Genomic DNA, 19,074 nt, shown 5'->3' with positions numbered 1-19,074 from the left:
CGCAGCGGCGTGATCAGTTGCCGCACTGGCTCAACTGCTGTGCATAATCCCGCGCCATCTTTTCGGTGGCCCGGGCATAGCCCTGGACGCCGGCATCGCCGCGGTTGCCGCGGCCATAGGCGGTCCAGCCGAGATAGTAGGCGAGATAGAGATTGTAGGTGTCGTTGCGGGCGACGCCATATGTGTCTGCCGTCTTGGAGTGATACCAGCCGACGAAATCGACAGCGTCGGCAAACTTTGTCCGCCGCGCCGCCCAGTTGCCGGTCTCCCTCTGATATTGCGACCAGGTGCCGTCCAGCGCCTGCGAAAAGCCGGTGGCCGACGAGACGTGTTTCCACGGAATGAAGCCGAGCAGCTTGGTGCGCGGCGGCCGGGCGTTGCTCTTGAAGCCGGACTCCTTGCGCACCGTCGCCATCAGCACGGGAACCGGCACGCCGTATTTCTGCTGCGTGCGCTCGGCGGCAGACTGCCAGTTGTCGAACCAGCCGTCATTCTGATCGAAGACGGCGCAGACATTGTTGATATGACTGGGCGCCGTCGCGCAGGCCGAAAGGGCCAGCAGCACGCAAACCGCACCAATTTTACTAAAACTCGAGCTACGCATTGGAGGAGCAATAGGCCGAAAACATAAAAGGAATCTTGCTGCGTTCGTTAACGCTTGGTCGGCGCATCCATCTCAGAAAATACCGTATTAATAATCCGACATATTTCGTCGCTTTTCCTAAATAGATATTGCAGAAATGCCGCCGTGGCTAAAATCACGCCCGCAAACGGCGTATTTCTGACAGCTTGCCTGGTTCGCCGGGGCTTTGATATCAGGCATGAACGAACCAAGACGCAAACGCGGCGCCGAGCGCACCAGCAACAGGGGGCCGTCGGCCATCCCGCAATTGCCGCTCAGGCGGGTGACCAATCCCTATCCGCCGATGGCAATGCTCTCGCCCGAGCAGATCGAGCAGATCCACCAGGCGTCGATGCACATTTTGGAGAATTTCGGCATCGAGGTGATGAGCCCGCGCGCGCTGTCGCTGTTCGAGAAGGCAGGGGCCAAAGTCGATCATGCCTCGGCGAATGTCCGCATCGATCGCGGCATGGTCGCCGAGGCACTGAAGACCACGCAGTCCAATTATACGCTGACGCCGCGCAACCCGGCCAACGCCGTTCAACTTGGCGGCAACACCATCAACTTCACGCTCGTTGCCGGGCCGCCCAACGTGCACGACATGGAGCGCGGCCGCCGCGCCGGCAATCTGCGCGACTACTCGGACCTCACCCGGCTGGCGCAGCATTTCAACTGCATCCATATGCTCGGCAACCAGGTCTGCGCGCCGGTGGAGCTGCCGGCGAACTCCCGCCATCTCGACACCTACTTCACCAATCTGACGCTGACCGACAAGAGTTTCCATGTCTCGGCGATCGGCCGGGGCAGGGCGCTGGACGGCATCGAGATGATGGCCATCGCGCGTGGATTGACACTGGACCAGATGCGCGATGATCCCGGCATCACCACCATCATCTCGGTCAACTCGCCGCGCCGCTTCGACGAGATGATGGCCGAGGGGCTGATGGCCATGGCCGAATTCGGCCAGTCGGTGGCGGTGACACCGTTCACGCTGATGGGGGCGATGAGCCCGGTGACGCTGGCCGGCGCGCTGGCGCAGCAGAATGCCGAGGCGCTGTTCGGCGTGGTGTTGACGCAGCTCGTGCGACCGGGCGCGCCGGTGATGTATGGCGCCTTCACTTCCAATGTCGACATGAAGTCGGGCGCACCGGCCTTCGGCACGCCGGAGAACACCAAGGCCAACATCGCTTCCGGGCAATTGGCGCGGCGCTACGGACTGCCCTACCGCACGACGCCGGGCTCGGCCTCCAACGCCGCCGATGCGCAGGGCGCGTATGAGACACTGATGGCGCTGTGGGGTGCGGTGCTCGGCCATGGCAATCTCGTCTACCACGCCGCCGGCTGGCAGGAGGGTGGGCTGACGGCATCGTTCGAGAAGCTCATCATCGATGTCGAGATGATCCAGCACATGATGGAGTTCCTGCGCCCGATCGTGGTCGACGAGGCCGAGCTTGCCGTCGAGGCTTTAGGCGCGGTGCCGACGGGCGGCCATTTCTTCGGCGAGCCGCATACGCTGGAGCGCTACGCCACCGCCTTCTACCAGCCAATGCTGTCCAACTGGCAGAATTACGAGGCCTGGCAGGAGGCCGGCGGGCTCGACGCCACGGCGCGCGCAACGCGGCTGTGGAAGAAGGCGCTGGAGGATTACGTCGAGCCGGTGATGGACATCGCCGTGCGCGAAGAACTCGAGGCTTACATGACCAGGCGCAAGGAAGCGATCGGGCAGGGCGAGCCGTGATGCCCCCCATCCTGATTCCACTCACCCATCCAACTCACTGATATCAGAGAAAAATCCATGAAATCGCATGCAAAGGTCGTGGTCATTGGCGGCGGTGTCGTCGGGTGCTCGGTGCTGTTCCATCTGGCCCGCCATGGCTGGACCGACGTCGTGCTTTTGGAGCGCGACGAGCTGACGTCGGGCTCTACCTGGCACGCGGCCGGTGGCATGCACACGATCAATGGAGATCCCAACGTCGCCAAGCTGCAGAAATACACGATCAACCTCTACAAGGAGATCGAGGAGCTTTCCGGCCAGGCGACCGGCGTTCACCTGACCGGCGGCGTGCTTCTGGCTGCGACCGAGGCGCGGCTGGACTGGCTGCGCGGCGTCGTCGCCAAGGGCCGCTATCTCGGCATCGAGCTTGAGGAGATCTCCCCAAAAGAGGCGGCCGAACTGATGCCGCTGCTCGATCCCAAGCAGTTCGTCGGCGCTGTCAGAAACAAGGAGGATGGCCATCTCGATCCCTCCGGCGTCACCCACGCCTATGCAAAGGCGGCGCGAAAGCTGGGCGCGGAGGTCGAGCGCTTCACCAAGGTGGAGGACATCGTGCGGCGCGCCGACGGGATGTGGCGCGTCATCACCAACAAGGGCGAGGTGGTCGCCGAGCATGTCGTCAATGCCGGCGGCCTGTGGGCGCGCGAGGTCGGCCGCATGGTTGGCCTCGAGCTGCCGGTGCTGGCCATGGAGCACATGTACCTGATCACCGAGGACATGCCGGAGGTCGCCGCCTGGAACGCCAAGACCGGCACCGAGATCATCCACGCGGTCGATTTCGACGGCGAGCTCTATCTGCGCCAGGAGCGCGGCGGCATGCTGATGGGCACCTATGAGAAGGCCAACAAGCCGTGGTCCGAGTTCCAGACGCCGTGGAATTTTGGCCATGAATTGCTGGCGCCGGACATCGACCGCATCGCGCCGTCGCTGGAGGTCGGGTTCCGGCATTTCCCCGCCTTCCAGAACACCGGCATCAAGCAGATCATCAACGGACCCTTCACCTTCGCGCCCGACGGCAACCCGCTTGTCGGGCCGGTGCGCGGCCTGCCGGGCTTCTGGGTCGCCTGCGGCGTCATGGCCGGCTTCAGCCAAGGCGGCGGCGTCGGGCTGGCGCTGTCCAACTGGATGATCGAGGGTGATCCCGGTGCCGACATCTGGGCGATGGATGTCGCGCGCTATGGCGACTGGGCGACGATGGCCTACACCAACGCCAAGGTGCGCGAGAACTATTCCAAGCGCTTTTCGATCCGCTTCCCCAATGAGGAACTGCCCGCCGGACGGCCGCTGAAGACGACGCCGGTGTATGATCTGCTGTCGGCAAAGGGCGCGCAATGGGGCGTCGCCTATGGGCTGGAGGTGCCGCTGTGGTATGCGCCGGAAGGCGTGAAGGACGAGTTCTCGTGGCGCCGCTCGAGCGATTTCACCCAGGTCGCCAGGGAGGTCGCGACCGTTCGCGACGGTGTCGGCCTGTCGGAGATTTCGAGCTTCGCCAAATACAAGGTGACGGGCGAGGGCGCGGCCGCCTGGCTCGACCGGATGCTCGCCTGCAAACTGCCGAAGCCCGGCCGCATGACGCTGGCGCCGATGCTGAAGGAAGACGGCAAGCTGATCGGCGACTTCACGCTCGCCAATCTCGACAGCGAAGGCTGGTTCCTCGCCGGCTCCGGCATCGCCGAGCAGTATCATATGCGCTGGTTCGAAAAGCACCTGCGTGAAGACGGTTCGGTCCGTATCGAGGCACTGGGCGCCAAGCTGACCGGCCTGTCGGTTGCCGGGCCCAAGGCGCGCGATGTGCTGGCAAAGGCCACGCGCGCGGATGTGTCCAATGCCGCGGTTCCGTTCATGGCCATAGGCAGGATGGATATCGGCATGGCGCCGTGCCTGGTCGGCCGCGTCAGCTACACCGGCGATCTCGGCTACGAAATATGGGTAGCGCCGGAGTATCAACGCGCCGCATTCCAGGCCCTGATGGCGGCCGGCGAGGAATTCGGCATCGGCCTGTTCGGCTCCCGCGCGCTCAACGCGCTGCGGCTGGAAAAGAATTACGGCTCATGGGCGCGCGAGTATCGGCCGATCTACGGACCGCTGGAAGCCGGCCTCGACCGCTTCGTTGCTTACGGCAAGGATGCGGATTTCATCGGCAAGGCCGCGGCACTCGCCGAGCGCAAGCAGGGCGGCAAGCTGCGCCTGCGCGCCTTCATCGTCGATGCCGACGACGCCGATGTCATTGGCGACGAGCCGATCTGGTTCGACGGCGCGGTGCGCGGCTGGGTGACTTCGGGCGGCTACGCGCATCACTCGAAGAAGTCCGTCGCTCTCGGCTATGTGCCGAAGGAGATCGCCGACGAGAGCGACGGCTTCGAGATCGAGCTCTTGGGCAAGCGTCATGCGGCGCGCATGCAGGCGGCGCCGCTGTTCGATGCCAATTTCGAGCGGATGCGCGCCTGAGCACACATCCCTCTCAGGGCGTCAGGCGCCGCGGCGGTTGTCCAGCGCAAAAGCACCGGCGCCGGCAAACACCAGATAGAGGAAGATGAAGCAGAACGAGATTGCCAAATCGCCGCCGTTGTTGACCGGGAAGAAGCCGCGCGGCATGTGCGCCATGAAATAGGCGATCGCCATCTCGCCGGCCAGAAGGAAGGCGACCGGGCGAGTGAACAGGCCCAGCGCCAGCAGGATGCCGCCGGCGAATTCGAGGATGCCGGCAGCGAGTGTCAGCCCGGTGAGCGCATGGGGTTGGTCGCTAACGGGAAAATTGAACAGTTTCTGGCTGCCGTGTTCGATGAACTGCAGCGCCGTCATGATGCGCAGCACGCCCAGGGCCTGCGGCTGGTATCTGGCAAGGCTCTCGAAAAGCTTCATAAATGACTCCATTTAGATTTAGCTTCCGGACCGGCCATAGATTATCGCCCGGCGATGGACCATTCACGTCCCCATGGCATGCCATCAACAATCGGTGATTGGAAATGTTCCCCAGTTTGACCTTTCATATTGTTCTCGTAAGGGTTGCATTCCTATCGCTATGGTTGTATTAGTATGGACATTCCAAACATGTGGGTTCCCTTGTTATGAAAAAAGTCGTCATCAGCCTATTCGCAATCCTTGCAGGGACCAGCTTCGCCATGGCCGAGGATGCCGGCTGCGAGGCCTTCAGATGGCCGGTGGCGCGGGAACAGGCGCTGTTTGCCGCAGCGCCTGCAACGCCGTCTGGAGCGACGCTCGCGGTGGGTGCTGCTGCGGATCTGGCACTGGTGCCGGCGGAAAAAGCCGGTTTTACGCTGCCGCCCGAACGCGCCCCAGCATCAGGCACGTTCGGTGCCGTCGCCAGCGTGGAGGTGCCGACCGAGGGGGCCATTCAGATAAGTCTGTCAGGCGAGGCCTGGATCGATGTCATTCAGGACGGCCACGCCATCAAGTCGGTGGGCTATAGCGGCGTGAAAACCTGCCCTGGCATCCGCAAGAGCGTGCGCTTCAAGCTTGCAGCCGGCCCGGCCACCGTCCAGTTCAGCGGCGCGAAAAAGGCTGAGCTGAAGGTCGCGGTGCTGACGCCGGAATAGGTTGGCGTCAAAACCTAGGAATACGGCCTTCCATCGGTGATGCGGTGCGATGAAAGGCCGACTCTTTGTGGCTGTGTTGAACGTGTCAGCGCACCGGCGCCATCAAGGCGAAATGGGCGCCTTGCGGGTCCTGGCACTGGACGATCCAGCTGCCGCCGGGGACCTCCATCGGGCCCATCAGGACCTTGCCTCCATTGTCGGCCACCCGTTTGGCCGCCGCGTCGATGGCCGGTACATTGAAGTAGAACTGCCAGACCGGCACCGGGATCTGCTGCGGCTTGTTCATGATGCCGCCGCCGGATTCGGGGCCAGCCGTAAAGGTCTGGTAGGTGCCCATCGGGCCCATGTCGAAATCGCCGGCGTTGGCCCAGCCGAACTGGTCGGAATAGAAATCGAACGCGGCCTTCCAATCCGATGTGTAAAGCTCGTGCCAGCCGATATGGCCCGGTGTGCTGGCCGGTACGATGGGCTGGTCCGGGCCGTTAGGCTGCAGGAACATGAAGGTGGCGCCCTGTGGATCGGCGACGACGGCAAAGCGGCCAACGCCGGGAATGTCGTCGGGTTGGCGGTGAACCGCACCGCCGGCTTTCTCCAGCGATACCGTCGCGGCATCAACATCTTTTGTAAGGATGTAGCCGAGCCAGGCGGGCGGCATGCCCATCTTGGCGGCGTCCTCGGGGATCGTCATCAGCCCGCCGACGCCACGCTCGCCGACATTCATGACGATATAGCGCGGCATGCCAGGGGTCGTCTCGAAAGGCTGTGCCGTCCAGCCGACCACCTTAGTGTAGAACGCCTCGGCGGCGTCGAGATCGGTGGTCATCAATTCGTACCAGAAGAAGGGCATCGGGGATTTTGGCATGGTCGGTCTCCTCACCGGTTATGCATCGATCGTCGGTCGATCCATCCTAGGACGATCTTCACGACGGAAATCCGACGACGCCCAAACAAAAAGATCGGTCCATGACAAGAGTTCCCGGGTTGCGCGCCCGGCGGTTTTCGATTTCTCTGCGATGGAGAGGGGGTGTCGTTTCATGCGCCGGATGTCGCTCACGCCAGAGCTTGTCGCATTGTGCCATCGGGAAGAGGCCGATCCTGGCCCGGATCCGAGCTGGACACAGTTGGACGACGAGGATTTCCGGAGCCTTGCCTTGCGGTTGTCCGATGAAGCCGACGCGGGGCCGCTATGGGTGTTCGCCTATGGCTCGCTGATCTGGAAGCCGGCTTTCGAGTCCGTCGAACGACAGCGGGCCACCGCCTTCGGCTGGCACCGCTCCTTCTGCCTCGACATGGTGCGTTGGCGCGGCAATGCCGCACAGCCGGGGCTGATGATGGCGCTCGAACGGGGCGGGCGATGCGATGGCGTGATCTACCGTCTGCCCGAAGGCGAGAAACCGCTGCAGATCGAAAGACTGCTGCGGCGCGAGATCGACGACCACGAAAGTGTCAACTCAGTCAGATGGGTTCCGGTGCGCACGGCTCAAGGGCCGGTGCGGGCGCTGGGCTTCTGGGTCGGCGTGACAGGCAGGGGAACGTCGCTTGGGCAGCCGCTGGACAAGGTGGCGCAAACGCTGGCCAGAGCCTGCGGGCATGTCGGGTCCGGTGCCGAATATCTCTACAACACGGTCAGTCATCTCGAAGCGTTCGGCATCCACGACCGCAATCTGTGGCGGCTGCAGCAACTGGTCGCGGACGAGGTCCGGGCTATTCATGACCGTGGACTCGAGCCTGGCCATTCGCTCGCACTGCAAACGCCATAACATGAGTAAAAACATCATGTTTTATCCAGCCTTTTCAGCACTTGCCCCGAAAATTGACCAATTGATAAAAAAATAAAACGTGCTAGCCTTCCCCAAAACAAAACATGGGGAACTGACGATGCCAGAAGGCCAGTTCAAGGAAGGTATTGCCGGCGGCCGGCTTGAGGCCGACCAGTATGCGGATAATTTTTCCGACCTGCACCCGCCGCTCGATCATCACGAGGCATTGGTCGAATCCGACCGCTGCTACTTCTGCTACGAAGCGCCGTGCATGAATGCATGCCCGACCTCGATCGACATTCCGCTGTTCATCCGCCAGATCTCCACTGGCAATCCGATCGGCTCGGCCAAGACCATCTTCGACCAGAACATTCTGGGCGGCATGTGCGCCCGCGTCTGCCCGACCGAGACGCTGTGCGAGGAGGTCTGCGTGCGCGAGGTGGCGGAAGGCAAGCCGGTGCAGATCGGCCGCCTGCAGCGCTACGCCACCGATGTCGCAATGGCCGAGAACAAGCAGTTCTATCCGCGCGCAACTCCGACCGGCAAGACGGTCGCCGTGGTCGGGGCAGGCCCGGCCGGCCTTGCCGCTGCGCACCGGCTCGCCCGCCATGGCCATGACGTCACCATCCTGGAGGCGCGTCCGAAGGCTGGCGGCCTCAACGAATACGGCATCGCCGCCTACAAGAGCGTCGACAATTTCGCCCAGGCCGAAGTCGACTACGTCACCGCCATCGGCGGTATCGACATCCAGAACGGCAAGGCGCTTGGCCGCGACTATCAGCTGTCCGACCTGATCCGCAACTATGACGCGGTGTTTCTCGGCATGGGGCTTGGCGGCGTCAATGCGCTGCGCGCCGATGGCGAGGATGCCGACGGCGTCACCAATGCGGTCGAGTTCATTGCCGAGCTGCGTCAGGCCAGCGATCTCGCAAGCCTGCCGGTCGGCCGTCGCGTCGTCGTCATCGGCGGCGGCATGACGGCGATCGACGCGGCCGTGCAGTCGAAGCTGCTCGGCGCCGAGGAGGTGACGATCTGCTACCGGCGCGGCCAGGAACACATGAACGCTTCCGAGTTCGAGCAAGATCTGGCGGCCGCCAACGGCGTCAGCATCCGCCATTGGCTGCAGCCGAAGCGGGTGATTGCCGAAGGCGGCAAGGTGTCGGCAATCGAAGTCGAGTACACCGCCATGAACGGCGACAAACTTGCCGGCACCGGCGAGACGCTGACGCTCATCGCCGACCAGGTGTTCAAGGCCATCGGCCAGAGTTTTGTCCCGGCAGCGCTCAATGGCAGCGGTGCTGCAATCGAGCTCGAAGCCGGCCGCATCAAGGTCGATGCCGAAGGCCGCACGTCGCTTGCCAAGGTCTGGGCCGGCGGCGACTGCATCTTTGGCGGCGACGACCTCACCGTCTCGGCGGTGGCGCAAGGCCGCGACGCGGCGGAGAGCATCCACAGGAGCCTCGCTCAGGGATAGGATCATGGCCACGGTGGAACCGGGCATCGCCCGTCACTACGACATATCGGGTCTGGAGGAGCGGATCATTGCCGCGCTCGCCGATAGGGGCGTGGACGTTGCCAATCTGAGTGCAAGCGATCTCGAAGCGGTCGACGAATTCCACATTGGCGGCGTGGCCGCTACCAAGGCACTTGTCGAGCAGATGGGGCTGAAACCGGCGGCGAAGCTTCTCGACATCGGGTCTGGTGTCGGCGGTCCGGCCCGGTTTGTTGCAAACAGCGTTGGCGCCGACGTTACCGGCATTGATCTCACGCAAAGCTATGTCGATATCGCGACCAGCCTGTCGAAGCGAACCCGGATGGCGGACAAGACGCGGTTCGTGCAAGGCAGCGCGCTGGACATGCCATTTGCAGACGCCAGTTTCGATGCCGCTATGATCTTGCATGTCGGCATGAACCTTCCCGACAAGGCCAGACTGATGAGTGAGGCTGCCCGCGTGCTGCGGCCGGGCGGTGTTTTCGCCGTCTATGATGTGATGCGGCTGAAGGATGGCGCGCTGACCTATCCGCTGCCATGGGCCTCGGACCAAACCATGTCGTTCGTCGCTACGCCCGACGACTATCGCTCGGCGGCGGTCGCCGCAGGGTTTTCTGTGACCGCCGAGCGGCCGCGCGGCGCTTTTGCCATCGAGTTCTTCGCGACGATGCTTGCGCGTATGGCGGCCGCGCAGGCGGAAGGCGACAAGCCGCCGCTCGGCGTCGGCCTCATCATGGGCGAGGACGCCCGCACCAAGATCGCCAATCTCACCGCCGCGCTTGAAGGCGGCATTCTAGCACCCGTCGAACTGCTCCTTCGTCTCGGTTGAAAGGGACCTGTCATGGCAGACATCCGCAACAATTTCGTCGGCATCAAATCGCCCAATCCGTTCTGGCTGGCCTCGGCGCCGCCGACCGACAAGGCCTATAACGTCATCCGCGCCTTCAAGGCCGGCTGGGGCGGTGTGGTGTGGAAGACGCTGGGTGAGGAAGGCCCGCCGGTGGTCAACGTCAACGGCCCGCGCTACGGCGCGATCTGGGGCGCCGACCGGCGACTGCTCGGCCTCAACAACATCGAGCTGATCACCGACCGCGACCTGCAGGTCAATCTGCGCGAGATCAAGCAGGTCAAGAAGGACTGGCCCGACCGCGCCATTGTCGTCTCGCTGATGGTGCCGTGCGTCGAGGAGAGCTGGAAGGCGATCCTGCCGGTGGTCGAGGAGACTGAGGCCGACGGCATCGAGCTCAATTTCGGCTGCCCGCACGGCATGTCGGAGCGCGGCATGGGTGCCGCCGTCGGCCAGGTGCCGGAATATATCGAAATGGTGGTGCGCTGGTGCAAGCAGAACACCCGGATGCCGGTCATCACCAAGCTGACGCCCAACATCACCGATGTGCGCAAGCCGGCGCGCGCCGCCCTTGCCGGCGGCACCGACGCGGTGTCGCTGATCAACACCATCAACTCGATCACCGGCGTCGACCTCGACAGTTTCGCGCCGCAGCCGACCATCGACGGCAAGGGCTCGCATGGCGGCTATTGCGGCCCGGCGGTGAAGCCGATCGCCATGAACATGGTGGCCGAGATCGCGCGTGACCCCGAAACCCACGGCCTGCCGATCTCCGGCATTGGCGGCATCACCACCTGGCGTGACGCGGCCGAGTTCATGGCGCTCGGCGCGGGCAATGTGCAGGTGTGCACGGCGGCGATGACCTACGGCTTCAAGATCGTGCAGGAGATGATCGCCGGTCTCGAAAACTGGATGGACGAGAAGGGCCATGCCTCGCTCGACGACATTGTCGGCCGCGCCACGCCCAACGTCACCGACTGGCAGTATCTCAACCTCAACTACATCGCCAAGGCACGTATCGACCAGGACGCCTGCATCAAATGCGGCCGCTGCCATATCGCCTGCGAGGACACTTCTCACCAGGCAATCACCAGCATGGTCGATGGTAAGAGGCATTTCGAGGTGATCGAGGCCGAATGCGTCGGCTGCAATCTGTGCGTCAATGTCTGCCCCGTCGAGAATTGCATCACCATGGAACCGCTGGCGGCAGGCGTGATGGACCAGCGCACCGGCAAGCCGGTGTCGCCGATCTACGCCAACTGGACGACGCACCCGAACAACCCGATGGCCAAGGTGGCGGCGGAGTAGGGGAGCCAGCCCTTCGACGAAAAAGCGGCGCCTTCGGGCGCCGTTTTTCATTTTCCTATTGCAGATATAACGTATCCATGATAAAAACTATCCATGAATAAGAGATCGACACCATGAAGCTGGGCGAAGGCGTTGAAGCAGCCATCCACTGCGCCGCCATGCTGGCAGGGGTGGAGGGCGAAGCCACCATTCCCGGCGCCGCCATGGCGGAAGCCTTTGGCCTGTCGCCGAGCTATCTCCTGAAGCATCTCAACATGCTGAGCGCGGCGCGCATCCTGGAATCGGTCTCGGGACCGGCGGGCGGCTATCGGCTGGCGCGGCCGGCCGAACGCATAACGCTGCTTGATATCGTGCTGGCCGTCGAAGGACGCGAGCCGGCCTTTCGTTGCGGCGAGATCCGCCGCAACGGTCCGGCCAGACTCGATGTCTCGGCTTACGTCAAACCCTGCGGCATCAACGCCGCGATGCTGAAGGCCGAGCGCGCCTATCGCGCCGCTCTCGCCGAGGCGAAGCTCTCCGACATCGTGGCGGAATACATGACCGATGCCGATCCGCGTTCGGTCGCCGCCGGCTGCGCCTTCGTGGCGCGCCATCAGCGGCCGCAGAAATCCAGTTCAACCAAGCAGACGTGAAAGGAAAGAGGATGAAACAGAGGCTCCAGTTCTTCGCCAAGGCGCCGGAGGTCATGAAGGCCGTGTCGGCGCTCAACAAGGCGGTCGATGAATGTGGACTTGAGGTGAGCCTGCTGCACCTGATCAAGCTCAGGGCGTCGCAGATCAATGGTTGCTCGTTCTGCGTCGAGATGCACAGCCGCGAGGCCAGGCGCGACGGGGAGACCGAGCAAAGGCTCTATCTGGTTTCGGCGTGGAAGGAATCGCCGCTGTTTTCCGAGCGCGAACGCGCCGCCTTTTCCTGGACCGAGGCCGTCACCCTGATCGCCGACAATGGCGTATCGGACGAGCTCTATGCAAAGACGCTCGAGCATTTCTCGGAAGAGGAACTCGTCAAGCTCTCCGTCGCGCTCGGCATGATCAACACCTGGAACCGGCTTTGCATCCCATTCCAGGCCATCCATCCGATGCCGGCTGCCAAGGCTGCCTGACTGTCCGATGTGTCTTGGAGCGCCGCCGAGGAGGCGGCGCTCCAACGGTTTTTAAAGGGAGAGTTTGATGCCTGTCGATTTGCCTTCGACCCTGTTGTTTCTCGGCCGCCTGTTGCTCGGCGGCGGCTTCGTTTTCGCCGGCCTGCGCAACATCCAGAACGCGGCCTTCCTGACCCAGCTGATGGCCGCGCGCGGAGTGCCGCAGGCGCGGTTGGCGCTGTGGGCCGGCATTGTCCTGCAGATCGTTGCCGGCGCCTTGGTGATCGCAGGCCTCTGGACGGCAATCGCCGCTGCGGTGCTGGTCGTGTTCCTGATCGCTGCCACGCCGATGTTCCACAATTTCTGGGACCATCAGGGCCCGGACCGCGCGTCGCGCATCAACGGCTTCGTCGGCAATGTCGCATTGAGCGGTGGATTTCTGACGCTGATCGCGCAGTCTGTTTGACAGTCCGGCCGCGGCCTTGAGGCCGCTGCCATTTCCTGGGAAGGACGGCTCCACAGCAACTGTGGCACTGTAACCCCGACGGCATCGATCATTAAATCGGAACCAATCGCGCCGTTGACGCATTTCGCCCCTGTATGCCGAGCATCCCGGGATGAAATATGAAAATTGCCCACGTCGCGCCGCTTTATGAATCGGTGCCGCCGAGACTTTATGGTGGCACAGAACGCATCGTCTCGTATCTGACCGAAGCGCTGGTCGATCTGGGTCATGAGGTGACGCTGTTTGCCAGTGGCGACAGCCAGACTTCCGCAAAGCTGGTAGCCGGCCGGGAATGCGCGCTTCGCCTCGATCCGCGCCCGCTCAAATCCGAGACGGCAGCGCATCTTTCGATGCTTGCCGAGGTGCGGAAGCGGGCGCGAGAGTTTGACGTCATCCACTTCCACCTCAGCCACTTCCTGCACTTTTCGTTCTTCGAGGACATGGCGCAGCGGACGGTGACGACGCCGCATGGCAGGCTGGACTATGTCGACTTGGCGCCCGCCTATGAGCATTTCCCGCGCTTTCCGATGATTTCCATTTCGCACAGCCAGAAGGCAGGCCTTGCCAGGGCCAACTGGTTGGCGACGATCCACCACGGCCTGCCGACCGGTATCTACGAGCCAACTTTCGAGACGACGCGCGAAGAACCATATCTTGCCTTCCTCGGCCGGTTTTCACGCGACAAGCGCCCGGATCGCGCCATCGAGATCGCCTTGCGCTCGGGGCTCAGGCTGAAGCTTGCGGCAAAGATCGGCGACGACGATCGCGCCTATTTCCACGAGGTGGTCGAGCCTTTGATCGACGGCGATCGTATCGACTATGTCGGCGAGATCGAGGAGCACCAGAAGGCGGAATTTCTCGGCAACGCGGCCGGCCTCTTGTTCCCGATCGACTGGCCGGAGCCCTTCGGCCTTGTCGCCATCGAGGCAATGGCCTGCGGCACGCCGGTGATCGGGTGGAATTGCGGCGCGCTGCCCGAGATCATCGATCAAGGCGTCACCGGCTTTATTGCCGATTCGATGGATAGCGCGGTCGCCGCGGTGCCGGACTTGCTGCGGCTCGACAGGCGAAAGGTGAGAGCCGTTTTCGAAAAGCGGTTTTCCGCCAGAAGAATGGCCGGCGACTATTTGGCCGCCTACGCGCGCCTGATCGGCGTCCCGGCCGAAGCGAAGGCGTCGTGAACGGCGACGCGCTCGAGCGACGGGAACGAAACGACAGGGATTTGTGACGAATGGCCCAACTCGACGAGCGCCAGCTCGATCCCGCGGTAGCCCTTGCATCGCTCGACGCGACCGCTCCTCGCGAGCCACACCGGCTGTTTGCGCTCAAGCAGGGCGACTGCTTTGTGGTTGCCGATGCCTATGGCGACATACGCGGCGCCGGTGACGGTTTCTTCCGCGACGACACACGCGTGCTCTCCGAATTCCGGCTGACCGTCGGCGGCAGACAGACATCGTTGCTCGGCGCTTCGCTCAGCCAAGACAATGTGCTGTTCACCACCAACCTGACCAATCTGCCGATGCAGAGCGCCAGCGGTCGCGACATTCCGCAGGGTGCGATTCATGTCGAACGCGTCAGGCTGCTGTGGCTGGACAGGTTGTTCGAACGCATCACGCTTTCCAACTATAGCCGGGAAACCTCGACAATCGGCGTTTCCCTGCACTTTGCCGCCGATTTCCGCGACATGTTCGAAGTGCGCGGCTCTACACGGCTGCGGCGCGGCATGGCCCATGTGGCCGAGATGGATGCCGCATCCGTACTGCTGCGCTACGACGGGTTGGACGGGCTGGCGCGTGCCTCGGCGATATCGTTCTCGCAGGCACCGGACCAGCTGACTGCCGACCGCGCCGATTTCCTGCTCGCCGTGACCAAGCGCAGCAGCAAGGTGCTCTATGTCGAGGTCGGTCCCGAGGTGACCGATACGCCCGATCGCGACCGTTTCCGCGCCGCTGCCGCCCGGGCCCGCTTTGGCATGCGGGCCAAGCGCCGCCATGGCGCGACGGTGCACAGTTCCGGTCGCGTCTTCAACGACTGGGTCGAGCGCGCCCGCGCCGATGTCGCGCTGCTGACCACCGAACTTGCGACCGGACCCTATCCCTATGCGGGCATCCCCTGGTTCTCGACGGCGTTCGGTCGTGACGGCGTCATCTCGGCGCTGCAGATGCTCTGGCTCAATCCAGGCCTGGCGCGGGGCGTGCTGACCTTCCTGGCCCAGCATCAGGCGACGGAGACGTCGCCGTTCAGCGATTCGCAGCCGGGCAAGATCATGCACGAGACGCGCAAGGGCGAAATGGCGGCGCTGCGGGAGCTTCCCTTCGGACGCTACTATGGCGGCGTCGATACGACGCCCCTCTACATCCATCTCGCCTGCGCCTATGCCGACCGCACCGGCGACATGGCGTTCATCGACAGCCTGTGGCCGTCGCTGTGCGCCGCGGCCGAATGGACGGAGGAGGCGGGCCGCGAGACCGGATTCGTGACCTACCAGCGGGCTGCCGAGTCCGGCCTCGCCAATCAGGGATGGAAGGACAGCTTCGATTCCGTTTTTCATGCCGATGGCCGCATCCCCAAGGGGCCGATCGCGCTCGTCGAGGTGCAGGGCTATGTCTTTGCCGCCTTCCGGGGGCTGGCAAAGCTTGCACGTCGCCGTGGCGAGGACGACAGAGCCGATCACTGGGATAGCCGCGCCGAGGCCATGCGGGTGGCGGTCGAACGCGATTTCTGGCTCGACGATCTCGGCTTCTATGCCCTGGCGATCGATGGTGCCGGCGAGCCCTGCAAGGTGCGGACCTCGAATGCGGGCCATCTTCTCCTTGTCGGGCTTCCCGAGCCGGAGCGGGCGCAGATGGTCGCCGACCAGCTTCTTTCGGCCTCCTTTCATTCCGGCTGGGGGTTGAGGACGCTTGCCGACGATGCCGTGTTCTTCAATCCGATGTCGTACCACAATGGCTCGATCTGGCCGCATGACACCGCCATGTGCGGCGCCGGCCTGGCGCGCTATGGCGAGCGTGACAGCGTGGTCCGGCTGATGAGCGGCACGTTCGAATCGGCGGTCCATTTCAACATGCGGTTGCCCGAACTGTTCTGCGGTTTCACCCGTGCGCCAGGCGAAGCGCCGATCGCCTATCCCGTCGCCTGCCTGCCGCAAGCATGGTCGGCGGGTTCCGCCTTCATGCTGATGCAGGCCTGCCTTGGCCTGGAAATCGATGGCTGGGAGGGCGAAATACGCGTCACCCGTCCGAGGCTGCCGATCGGCATCGACACACTCACGCTGCGACATCTGGGCGTCGGCGAAAGAGTGGTCGATCTGACGTTCCAACGCGTCGGCGACCGGGTCGTCGCCTTTCTCGCCGACCGGCATGAAGGCCTGGTGCCGCTCATCGTCAGAACATGATCCGAGCCAGATTGGCTGGAACCGATCCCGGTTTTGTGCGTTGCAAAATACAGGTCCGAATGGCGACCAGATCGCCGGCGGACAATTTCAAATCGGAAACACAAACAAAACGGCCGCCGAACGGCCGGAGGTGTTGGCATTCCAATGACAGATTATGGTGCGGACCTGCTCTGGGTTCTGATCCTCGCGAGCCTCGGTCTTTCCGCTCTTGCCGTTTTCTTCTCCATATCGCGGCAACGCCGCAGCCATCCCCCGGCGGTTGTACATCCGGCCGGTGAGGATGTGGCCGCGGAAGCGGCGCGCAAGGTGATACGGGAGTTCGAAAAGAACGGCCAATCGGTCGATGCCGCCCTGGTGACATGGTCGCCCGAAACATTGCGCAAGATCCTGGCCGACGATCTGCCCGATGCGCAGGTGATCGTGGTCTCCAATCGCGAACCGTATATCCACAACCTCAGGGACAATGGCGTCGAACTGCTTGTGCCGGCCAGCGGGCTGGTTTCGGCCCTGGAGCCGATCACCCGCGCCTGCGCCGGCACCTGGATTGCCTATGGCGGCGGAACGGCAGACCGCCTCATGGTCGACAAGGACGACCGCGTGCAGGTGCCGCCCGGCAATCCGTCCTACACGCTGCGCCGGGTCTGGCTGACGGAGGAAGAACATCAGGGCTACTATCTCGGCTTCGCCAATGAAGGCCTCTGGCCGCTTTGCCATATCGCCTTCACCCGGCCGATCTTTCGCGAGTCGGACTGGGAAGCCTATGAAGCCGTCAACCGGAAGTTCGCCGATACGGTGGTTGCCGAGGCGCGCAACGAGCGGCCGATCGTGCTGGTCCAGGACTATCATTTCGCGCTGCTGCCACGGATGATCCGCGAACGCCTGCCCGAGGCGATCGTCATCACCTTCTGGCACATCCCATGGCCGAACTCGGAAGTGTACAGCATCTGCCCATGGCGTGAGCGCATCCTCGAAGGGCTGCTCGGCAGCTCGATCATCGGTTTCCACACCCAGTTCCACGCCAACAATTTCACCGAAAGCGTTGATCGCTTCCTGGAAAGCCGCATCGAGCGGGCCGATGCGGCCATCTCCTATGGTGGGCAGACGACGCTGGTGCACGCCTATCCCATCTCGATAGAATGGCCTGCGGACCTTCTGGCAAGATTGCCTGATGTCGATGACTGCCGCGCCCGCCTGCGCACCAGGTTCGGGCTGAAAGCGGATGTGAAACTTGGCGTCGGTGTCGAACGTCTCGACTACACCAAGGGCATTCTGGATCGGTTTCAGGCGCTGGACGAATTGTTCAAGCGATACCCGGAATGGATCGGAAAGCTGGTTTTTCTGCAGATTGCGGCACCCAGCCGAGGCACGCTCCCGGCTTACAAGCTGCTCCACGACGAATGTCACCGCTATGCCGAAGAGCTCAACGAGCGTTACGGCAGCGACGGCTACAAGCCGGTGATCATGGTGGCCGAACATCACACGCAGGAACAGGTCTATGAGATCTATCGCGCCGCCGACATATGCATGGTCACCAGCCTGCATGACGGCATGAACCTGGTCGCCAAGGAATTCGTTGCGGCGCGCGACGACGAACAGGGCGTCTTGATGCTCAGCACATTCGCCGGTGCCTCGCGCGAATTGCTGGAGGCGCTGATCGTCAACCCCTATGACGCCGCCATGATGAGCGAGGCGCTGCTGCAGGCGCTGACCATGACGCCGGACGAGCAGCGCGAGCGCATGCGGCCGATGCGGCAGATGGTCCGCGACAACAATGTCTATCGCTGGGCCGGCAGCATGCTTCTGGATGCGGCGCGCCTGCGCAAGCGTGGCGACGTCGATCGGGCAACGGGCACTGGCGACCGGCAGCCGCCAAGCGTCGACAATGTCGTCTCCATGTTCGAGCGCAAACGGCTGGCAATGTCATGAGCCAGACCCTGCAAAAGCCGCAGACTGTGCTGACCGGCGAATGGGCGCTGTTCCTCGACATTGACGGCACCCTGCTGGAGCATGCTGAACATCCGGACGCTGTCTCGGTCAGCGACGAGCTTCGCTCATTGCTGCAGGGCCTGGATCACAAGTTGAACGGGGCATTGGCCGTTATTACAGGCCGCTCCGTTGCGGCCGTGGACCAGCTGTTTCAGCCTTTGAAGCTGCGCGCGGCCGGGCTGTATGGCCTGGAACACAGGCTGCTGCCGGACGACGACGTCGAAGTCGCGGGAGAGCCGGCGGATATTGCCGCTCTTGCCGACGAGATCGAGGCCGAGCTCGGGCGTGGGCAGGCCTATATCGAGCGCAAGGGGCGTGTGCTGGCCATCCACACGCGCGCTGCCCCGCATCTGCTTCCGCGCGCGACGCAGCTTGTCGAGCAGGCGCTGGCCACCCTGCCAAAGGGCTACCGGGTGGTTGCCGGCAATGCCGGCGTGGAACTGCTGCCGCTCGAGGCGGCCAAGGGTGCTGCGATCCGCCGGTTCATGGGCATCGCGCCCTTCACAGGCCGCCGCCCGGTCTTCCTGGGCGACGACACGCCGGACGAAAACGGTTTTGAGGCCGTCAACGATGCCGGCGGCATATCGATACGGGTCAAACCATTCGCGCCTACAACCGCGCGTTACGGCCTTGCCGGCGTTGCCGAAACGCTCGCCTGGCTGAGGGGGCAACTTTAGGGTCCAGCCGAGGAGCGCAACCGCGCTCGCGCATCTTGGAAGGATATTTCGGCCAGGAAAGGAATGGTTCG

At 63.3% G+C, this 19,074-nt stretch carries 17 protein-coding genes; 14 read left to right on the top strand and 3 right to left on the bottom strand.

Annotated elements, in window-relative coordinates; all coding sequences use genetic code 11:
- Positions 1 to 13 precede the first annotated feature (13 nt).
- Entirely contained in the window at positions 14 to 604 is a 591-nt protein-coding gene (locus tag ACFSOZ_RS28655) for a transglycosylase SLT domain-containing protein (RefSeq protein ID WP_379103573.1), read from the bottom strand.
- A gap of 217 nt (positions 605 to 821) precedes the next feature.
- On the opposite strand from ACFSOZ_RS28655, the gene ACFSOZ_RS28650 reads away from it, so the two are divergent.
- Together ACFSOZ_RS28650 and ACFSOZ_RS28645 are read left to right on the top strand one after the other, a co-directional pair.
- A complete protein-coding gene (locus ACFSOZ_RS28650; protein WP_379103571.1) occupies positions 822 to 2,360 on the top strand; it encodes a trimethylamine methyltransferase family protein in 1,539 nt (512 codons plus the stop codon).
- Between the two features lie 57 nt (positions 2,361 to 2,417).
- Positions 2,418 to 4,844: a GcvT family protein gene (locus tag ACFSOZ_RS28645; protein WP_379103570.1), complete on the top strand. Its 2,427-nt coding sequence runs from the start codon at positions 2,418 to 2,420 to the stop codon at positions 4,842 to 4,844.
- Between the two features lie 21 nt (positions 4,845 to 4,865).
- Here the strand turns inward: ACFSOZ_RS28645 and ACFSOZ_RS28640 are convergent, their stop codons facing one another.
- The gene (locus ACFSOZ_RS28640; RefSeq protein WP_379103568.1) at positions 4,866 to 5,258 is read right to left on the bottom strand and encodes a DoxX family protein; all 393 of its coding nucleotides are present in this window, start codon (positions 5,256 to 5,258) and stop codon (positions 4,866 to 4,868) included.
- Positions 5,259 to 5,464: 206 nt separating this feature from the next.
- Between ACFSOZ_RS28640 and ACFSOZ_RS28635 the strand changes: the two genes are divergently transcribed.
- The gene (locus tag ACFSOZ_RS28635) at positions 5,465 to 5,953 is read left to right on the top strand and encodes a hypothetical protein (protein ID WP_379103566.1); all 489 of its coding nucleotides are present in this window, start codon (positions 5,465 to 5,467) and stop codon (positions 5,951 to 5,953) included.
- 85 nt (positions 5,954 to 6,038) lie between these two features.
- Here the strand turns inward: ACFSOZ_RS28635 and ACFSOZ_RS28630 are convergent, their stop codons facing one another.
- Positions 6,039 to 6,815, bottom strand: a complete 777-nt coding sequence (locus ACFSOZ_RS28630) for a VOC family protein (RefSeq protein ID WP_379103564.1) — start codon at positions 6,813 to 6,815, stop codon at positions 6,039 to 6,041.
- 172 nt (positions 6,816 to 6,987) lie between these two features.
- Here ACFSOZ_RS28630 and ACFSOZ_RS28625 point away from each other — a divergent pair, with 172 nt between their 5' ends.
- From ACFSOZ_RS28625 to otsB, 11 genes are all read left to right on the top strand, one after another.
- Positions 6,988 to 7,713, top strand: a complete 726-nt coding sequence (locus ACFSOZ_RS28625; protein WP_379103562.1) for a gamma-glutamylcyclotransferase — start codon at positions 6,988 to 6,990, stop codon at positions 7,711 to 7,713.
- Between the two features lie 118 nt (positions 7,714 to 7,831).
- Positions 7,832 to 9,187: an NAD(P)-dependent oxidoreductase gene (locus ACFSOZ_RS28620; RefSeq protein WP_379103560.1), complete on the top strand. Its 1,356-nt coding sequence runs from the start codon at positions 7,832 to 7,834 to the stop codon at positions 9,185 to 9,187.
- Between the two features lie 4 nt (positions 9,188 to 9,191).
- Positions 9,192 to 10,034 (top strand): class I SAM-dependent methyltransferase, encoded by an 843-nt coding sequence (locus ACFSOZ_RS28615; RefSeq protein ID WP_379103558.1) that lies wholly within the window; start codon positions 9,192 to 9,194, stop codon positions 10,032 to 10,034.
- Positions 10,035 to 10,046: 12 nt separating this feature from the next.
- Positions 10,047 to 11,360 carry an NAD-dependent dihydropyrimidine dehydrogenase subunit PreA gene (gene preA, locus ACFSOZ_RS28610; protein ID WP_379103556.1) on the top strand — a complete coding sequence of 438 codons (1,314 nt, stop codon included), beginning with the start codon at positions 10,047 to 10,049 and terminating at the stop codon, positions 11,358 to 11,360.
- Between the two features lie 113 nt (positions 11,361 to 11,473).
- Positions 11,474 to 11,992, top strand: coding sequence for an RrF2 family transcriptional regulator (locus ACFSOZ_RS28605; protein WP_379103554.1), 519 nt, complete (start codon positions 11,474 to 11,476; stop codon positions 11,990 to 11,992).
- A gap of 11 nt (positions 11,993 to 12,003) precedes the next feature.
- Positions 12,004 to 12,462, top strand: a complete 459-nt coding sequence (locus tag ACFSOZ_RS28600; RefSeq protein ID WP_379103552.1) for a carboxymuconolactone decarboxylase family protein — start codon at positions 12,004 to 12,006, stop codon at positions 12,460 to 12,462.
- Between the two features lie 67 nt (positions 12,463 to 12,529).
- Positions 12,530 to 12,907 (top strand): DoxX family protein, encoded by a 378-nt coding sequence (locus tag ACFSOZ_RS28595; protein ID WP_379103550.1) that lies wholly within the window; start codon positions 12,530 to 12,532, stop codon positions 12,905 to 12,907.
- Positions 12,908 to 13,065: 158 nt separating this feature from the next.
- The gene (locus ACFSOZ_RS28590; RefSeq protein ID WP_379103549.1) at positions 13,066 to 14,127 is read left to right on the top strand and encodes a glycosyltransferase family 4 protein; all 1,062 of its coding nucleotides are present in this window, start codon (positions 13,066 to 13,068) and stop codon (positions 14,125 to 14,127) included.
- A gap of 50 nt (positions 14,128 to 14,177) precedes the next feature.
- On the top strand, positions 14,178 to 16,340 hold the full coding sequence (locus ACFSOZ_RS28585) for an amylo-alpha-1,6-glucosidase (protein ID WP_379103546.1): 2,163 nt from the start codon (positions 14,178 to 14,180) through the stop codon (positions 16,338 to 16,340).
- A 144-nt stretch (positions 16,341 to 16,484) separates the two neighbouring features.
- Positions 16,485 to 18,266 (top strand): alpha,alpha-trehalose-phosphate synthase (UDP-forming), encoded by a 1,782-nt coding sequence (locus ACFSOZ_RS28580; RefSeq protein WP_379103544.1) that lies wholly within the window; start codon positions 16,485 to 16,487, stop codon positions 18,264 to 18,266.
- Positions 18,263 to 19,003 carry a trehalose-phosphatase gene (gene otsB, locus ACFSOZ_RS28575; protein WP_379103542.1) on the top strand — a complete coding sequence of 247 codons (741 nt, stop codon included), beginning with the start codon at positions 18,263 to 18,265 and terminating at the stop codon, positions 19,001 to 19,003. The genes ACFSOZ_RS28580 and otsB overlap by 4 nt, the downstream gene beginning before the upstream one ends.
- Positions 19,004 to 19,074 lie beyond the last annotated feature (71 nt).

It is taken from the genome of Mesorhizobium newzealandense (assembly GCF_042682145.1).
Lineage (GTDB): Bacteria > Pseudomonadota > Alphaproteobacteria > Rhizobiales > Rhizobiaceae > Mesorhizobium > Mesorhizobium newzealandense.
This window is presented reverse-complemented; position numbering and strand designations above follow the sequence as displayed.

Excerpts from the sequence above, each read along its gene's own strand:
- ACFSOZ_RS28650 (WP_379103571.1), top strand. The coding sequence starts at position 822 with ATGAACGAACCAAGACGCAAACGCGGCGCCGAGCGCACCAGCAACAGG.
- ACFSOZ_RS28585 (WP_379103546.1), top strand. The coding sequence starts at position 14,178 with ATGGCCCAACTCGACGAGCGCCAGCTCGATCCCGCGGTAGCCCTTGCA.
- ACFSOZ_RS28605 (WP_379103554.1), top strand. The coding sequence starts at position 11,474 with ATGAAGCTGGGCGAAGGCGTTGAAGCAGCCATCCACTGCGCCGCCATG.
- ACFSOZ_RS28635 (WP_379103566.1), top strand. The coding sequence starts at position 5,465 with ATGAAAAAAGTCGTCATCAGCCTATTCGCAATCCTTGCAGGGACCAGC.
- ACFSOZ_RS28645 (WP_379103570.1), top strand. The coding sequence starts at position 2,418 with ATGAAATCGCATGCAAAGGTCGTGGTCATTGGCGGCGGTGTCGTCGGG.
- ACFSOZ_RS28595 (WP_379103550.1), top strand. The coding sequence starts at position 12,530 with ATGCCTGTCGATTTGCCTTCGACCCTGTTGTTTCTCGGCCGCCTGTTG.
- ACFSOZ_RS28590 (WP_379103549.1), top strand. The coding sequence starts at position 13,066 with ATGAAAATTGCCCACGTCGCGCCGCTTTATGAATCGGTGCCGCCGAGA.
- ACFSOZ_RS28625 (WP_379103562.1), top strand. The coding sequence starts at position 6,988 with ATGCGCCGGATGTCGCTCACGCCAGAGCTTGTCGCATTGTGCCATCGG.
- ACFSOZ_RS28630 (WP_379103564.1), bottom strand. The coding sequence starts at position 6,815 with ATGCCAAAATCCCCGATGCCCTTCTTCTGGTACGAATTGATGACCACC.
- ACFSOZ_RS28620 (WP_379103560.1), top strand. The coding sequence starts at position 7,832 with ATGCCAGAAGGCCAGTTCAAGGAAGGTATTGCCGGCGGCCGGCTTGAG.
- ACFSOZ_RS28655 (WP_379103573.1), bottom strand. The coding sequence starts at position 604 with ATGCGTAGCTCGAGTTTTAGTAAAATTGGTGCGGTTTGCGTGCTGCTG.
- ACFSOZ_RS28640 (WP_379103568.1), bottom strand. The coding sequence starts at position 5,258 with ATGAAGCTTTTCGAGAGCCTTGCCAGATACCAGCCGCAGGCCCTGGGC.
- preA (WP_379103556.1), top strand. The coding sequence starts at position 10,047 with ATGGCAGACATCCGCAACAATTTCGTCGGCATCAAATCGCCCAATCCG.
- ACFSOZ_RS28600 (WP_379103552.1), top strand. The coding sequence starts at position 12,004 with ATGAAACAGAGGCTCCAGTTCTTCGCCAAGGCGCCGGAGGTCATGAAG.
- ACFSOZ_RS28615 (WP_379103558.1), top strand. The coding sequence starts at position 9,192 with ATGGCCACGGTGGAACCGGGCATCGCCCGTCACTACGACATATCGGGT.
- otsB (WP_379103542.1), top strand. The coding sequence starts at position 18,263 with ATGAGCCAGACCCTGCAAAAGCCGCAGACTGTGCTGACCGGCGAATGG.
- ACFSOZ_RS28580 (WP_379103544.1), top strand. The coding sequence starts at position 16,485 with ATGACAGATTATGGTGCGGACCTGCTCTGGGTTCTGATCCTCGCGAGC.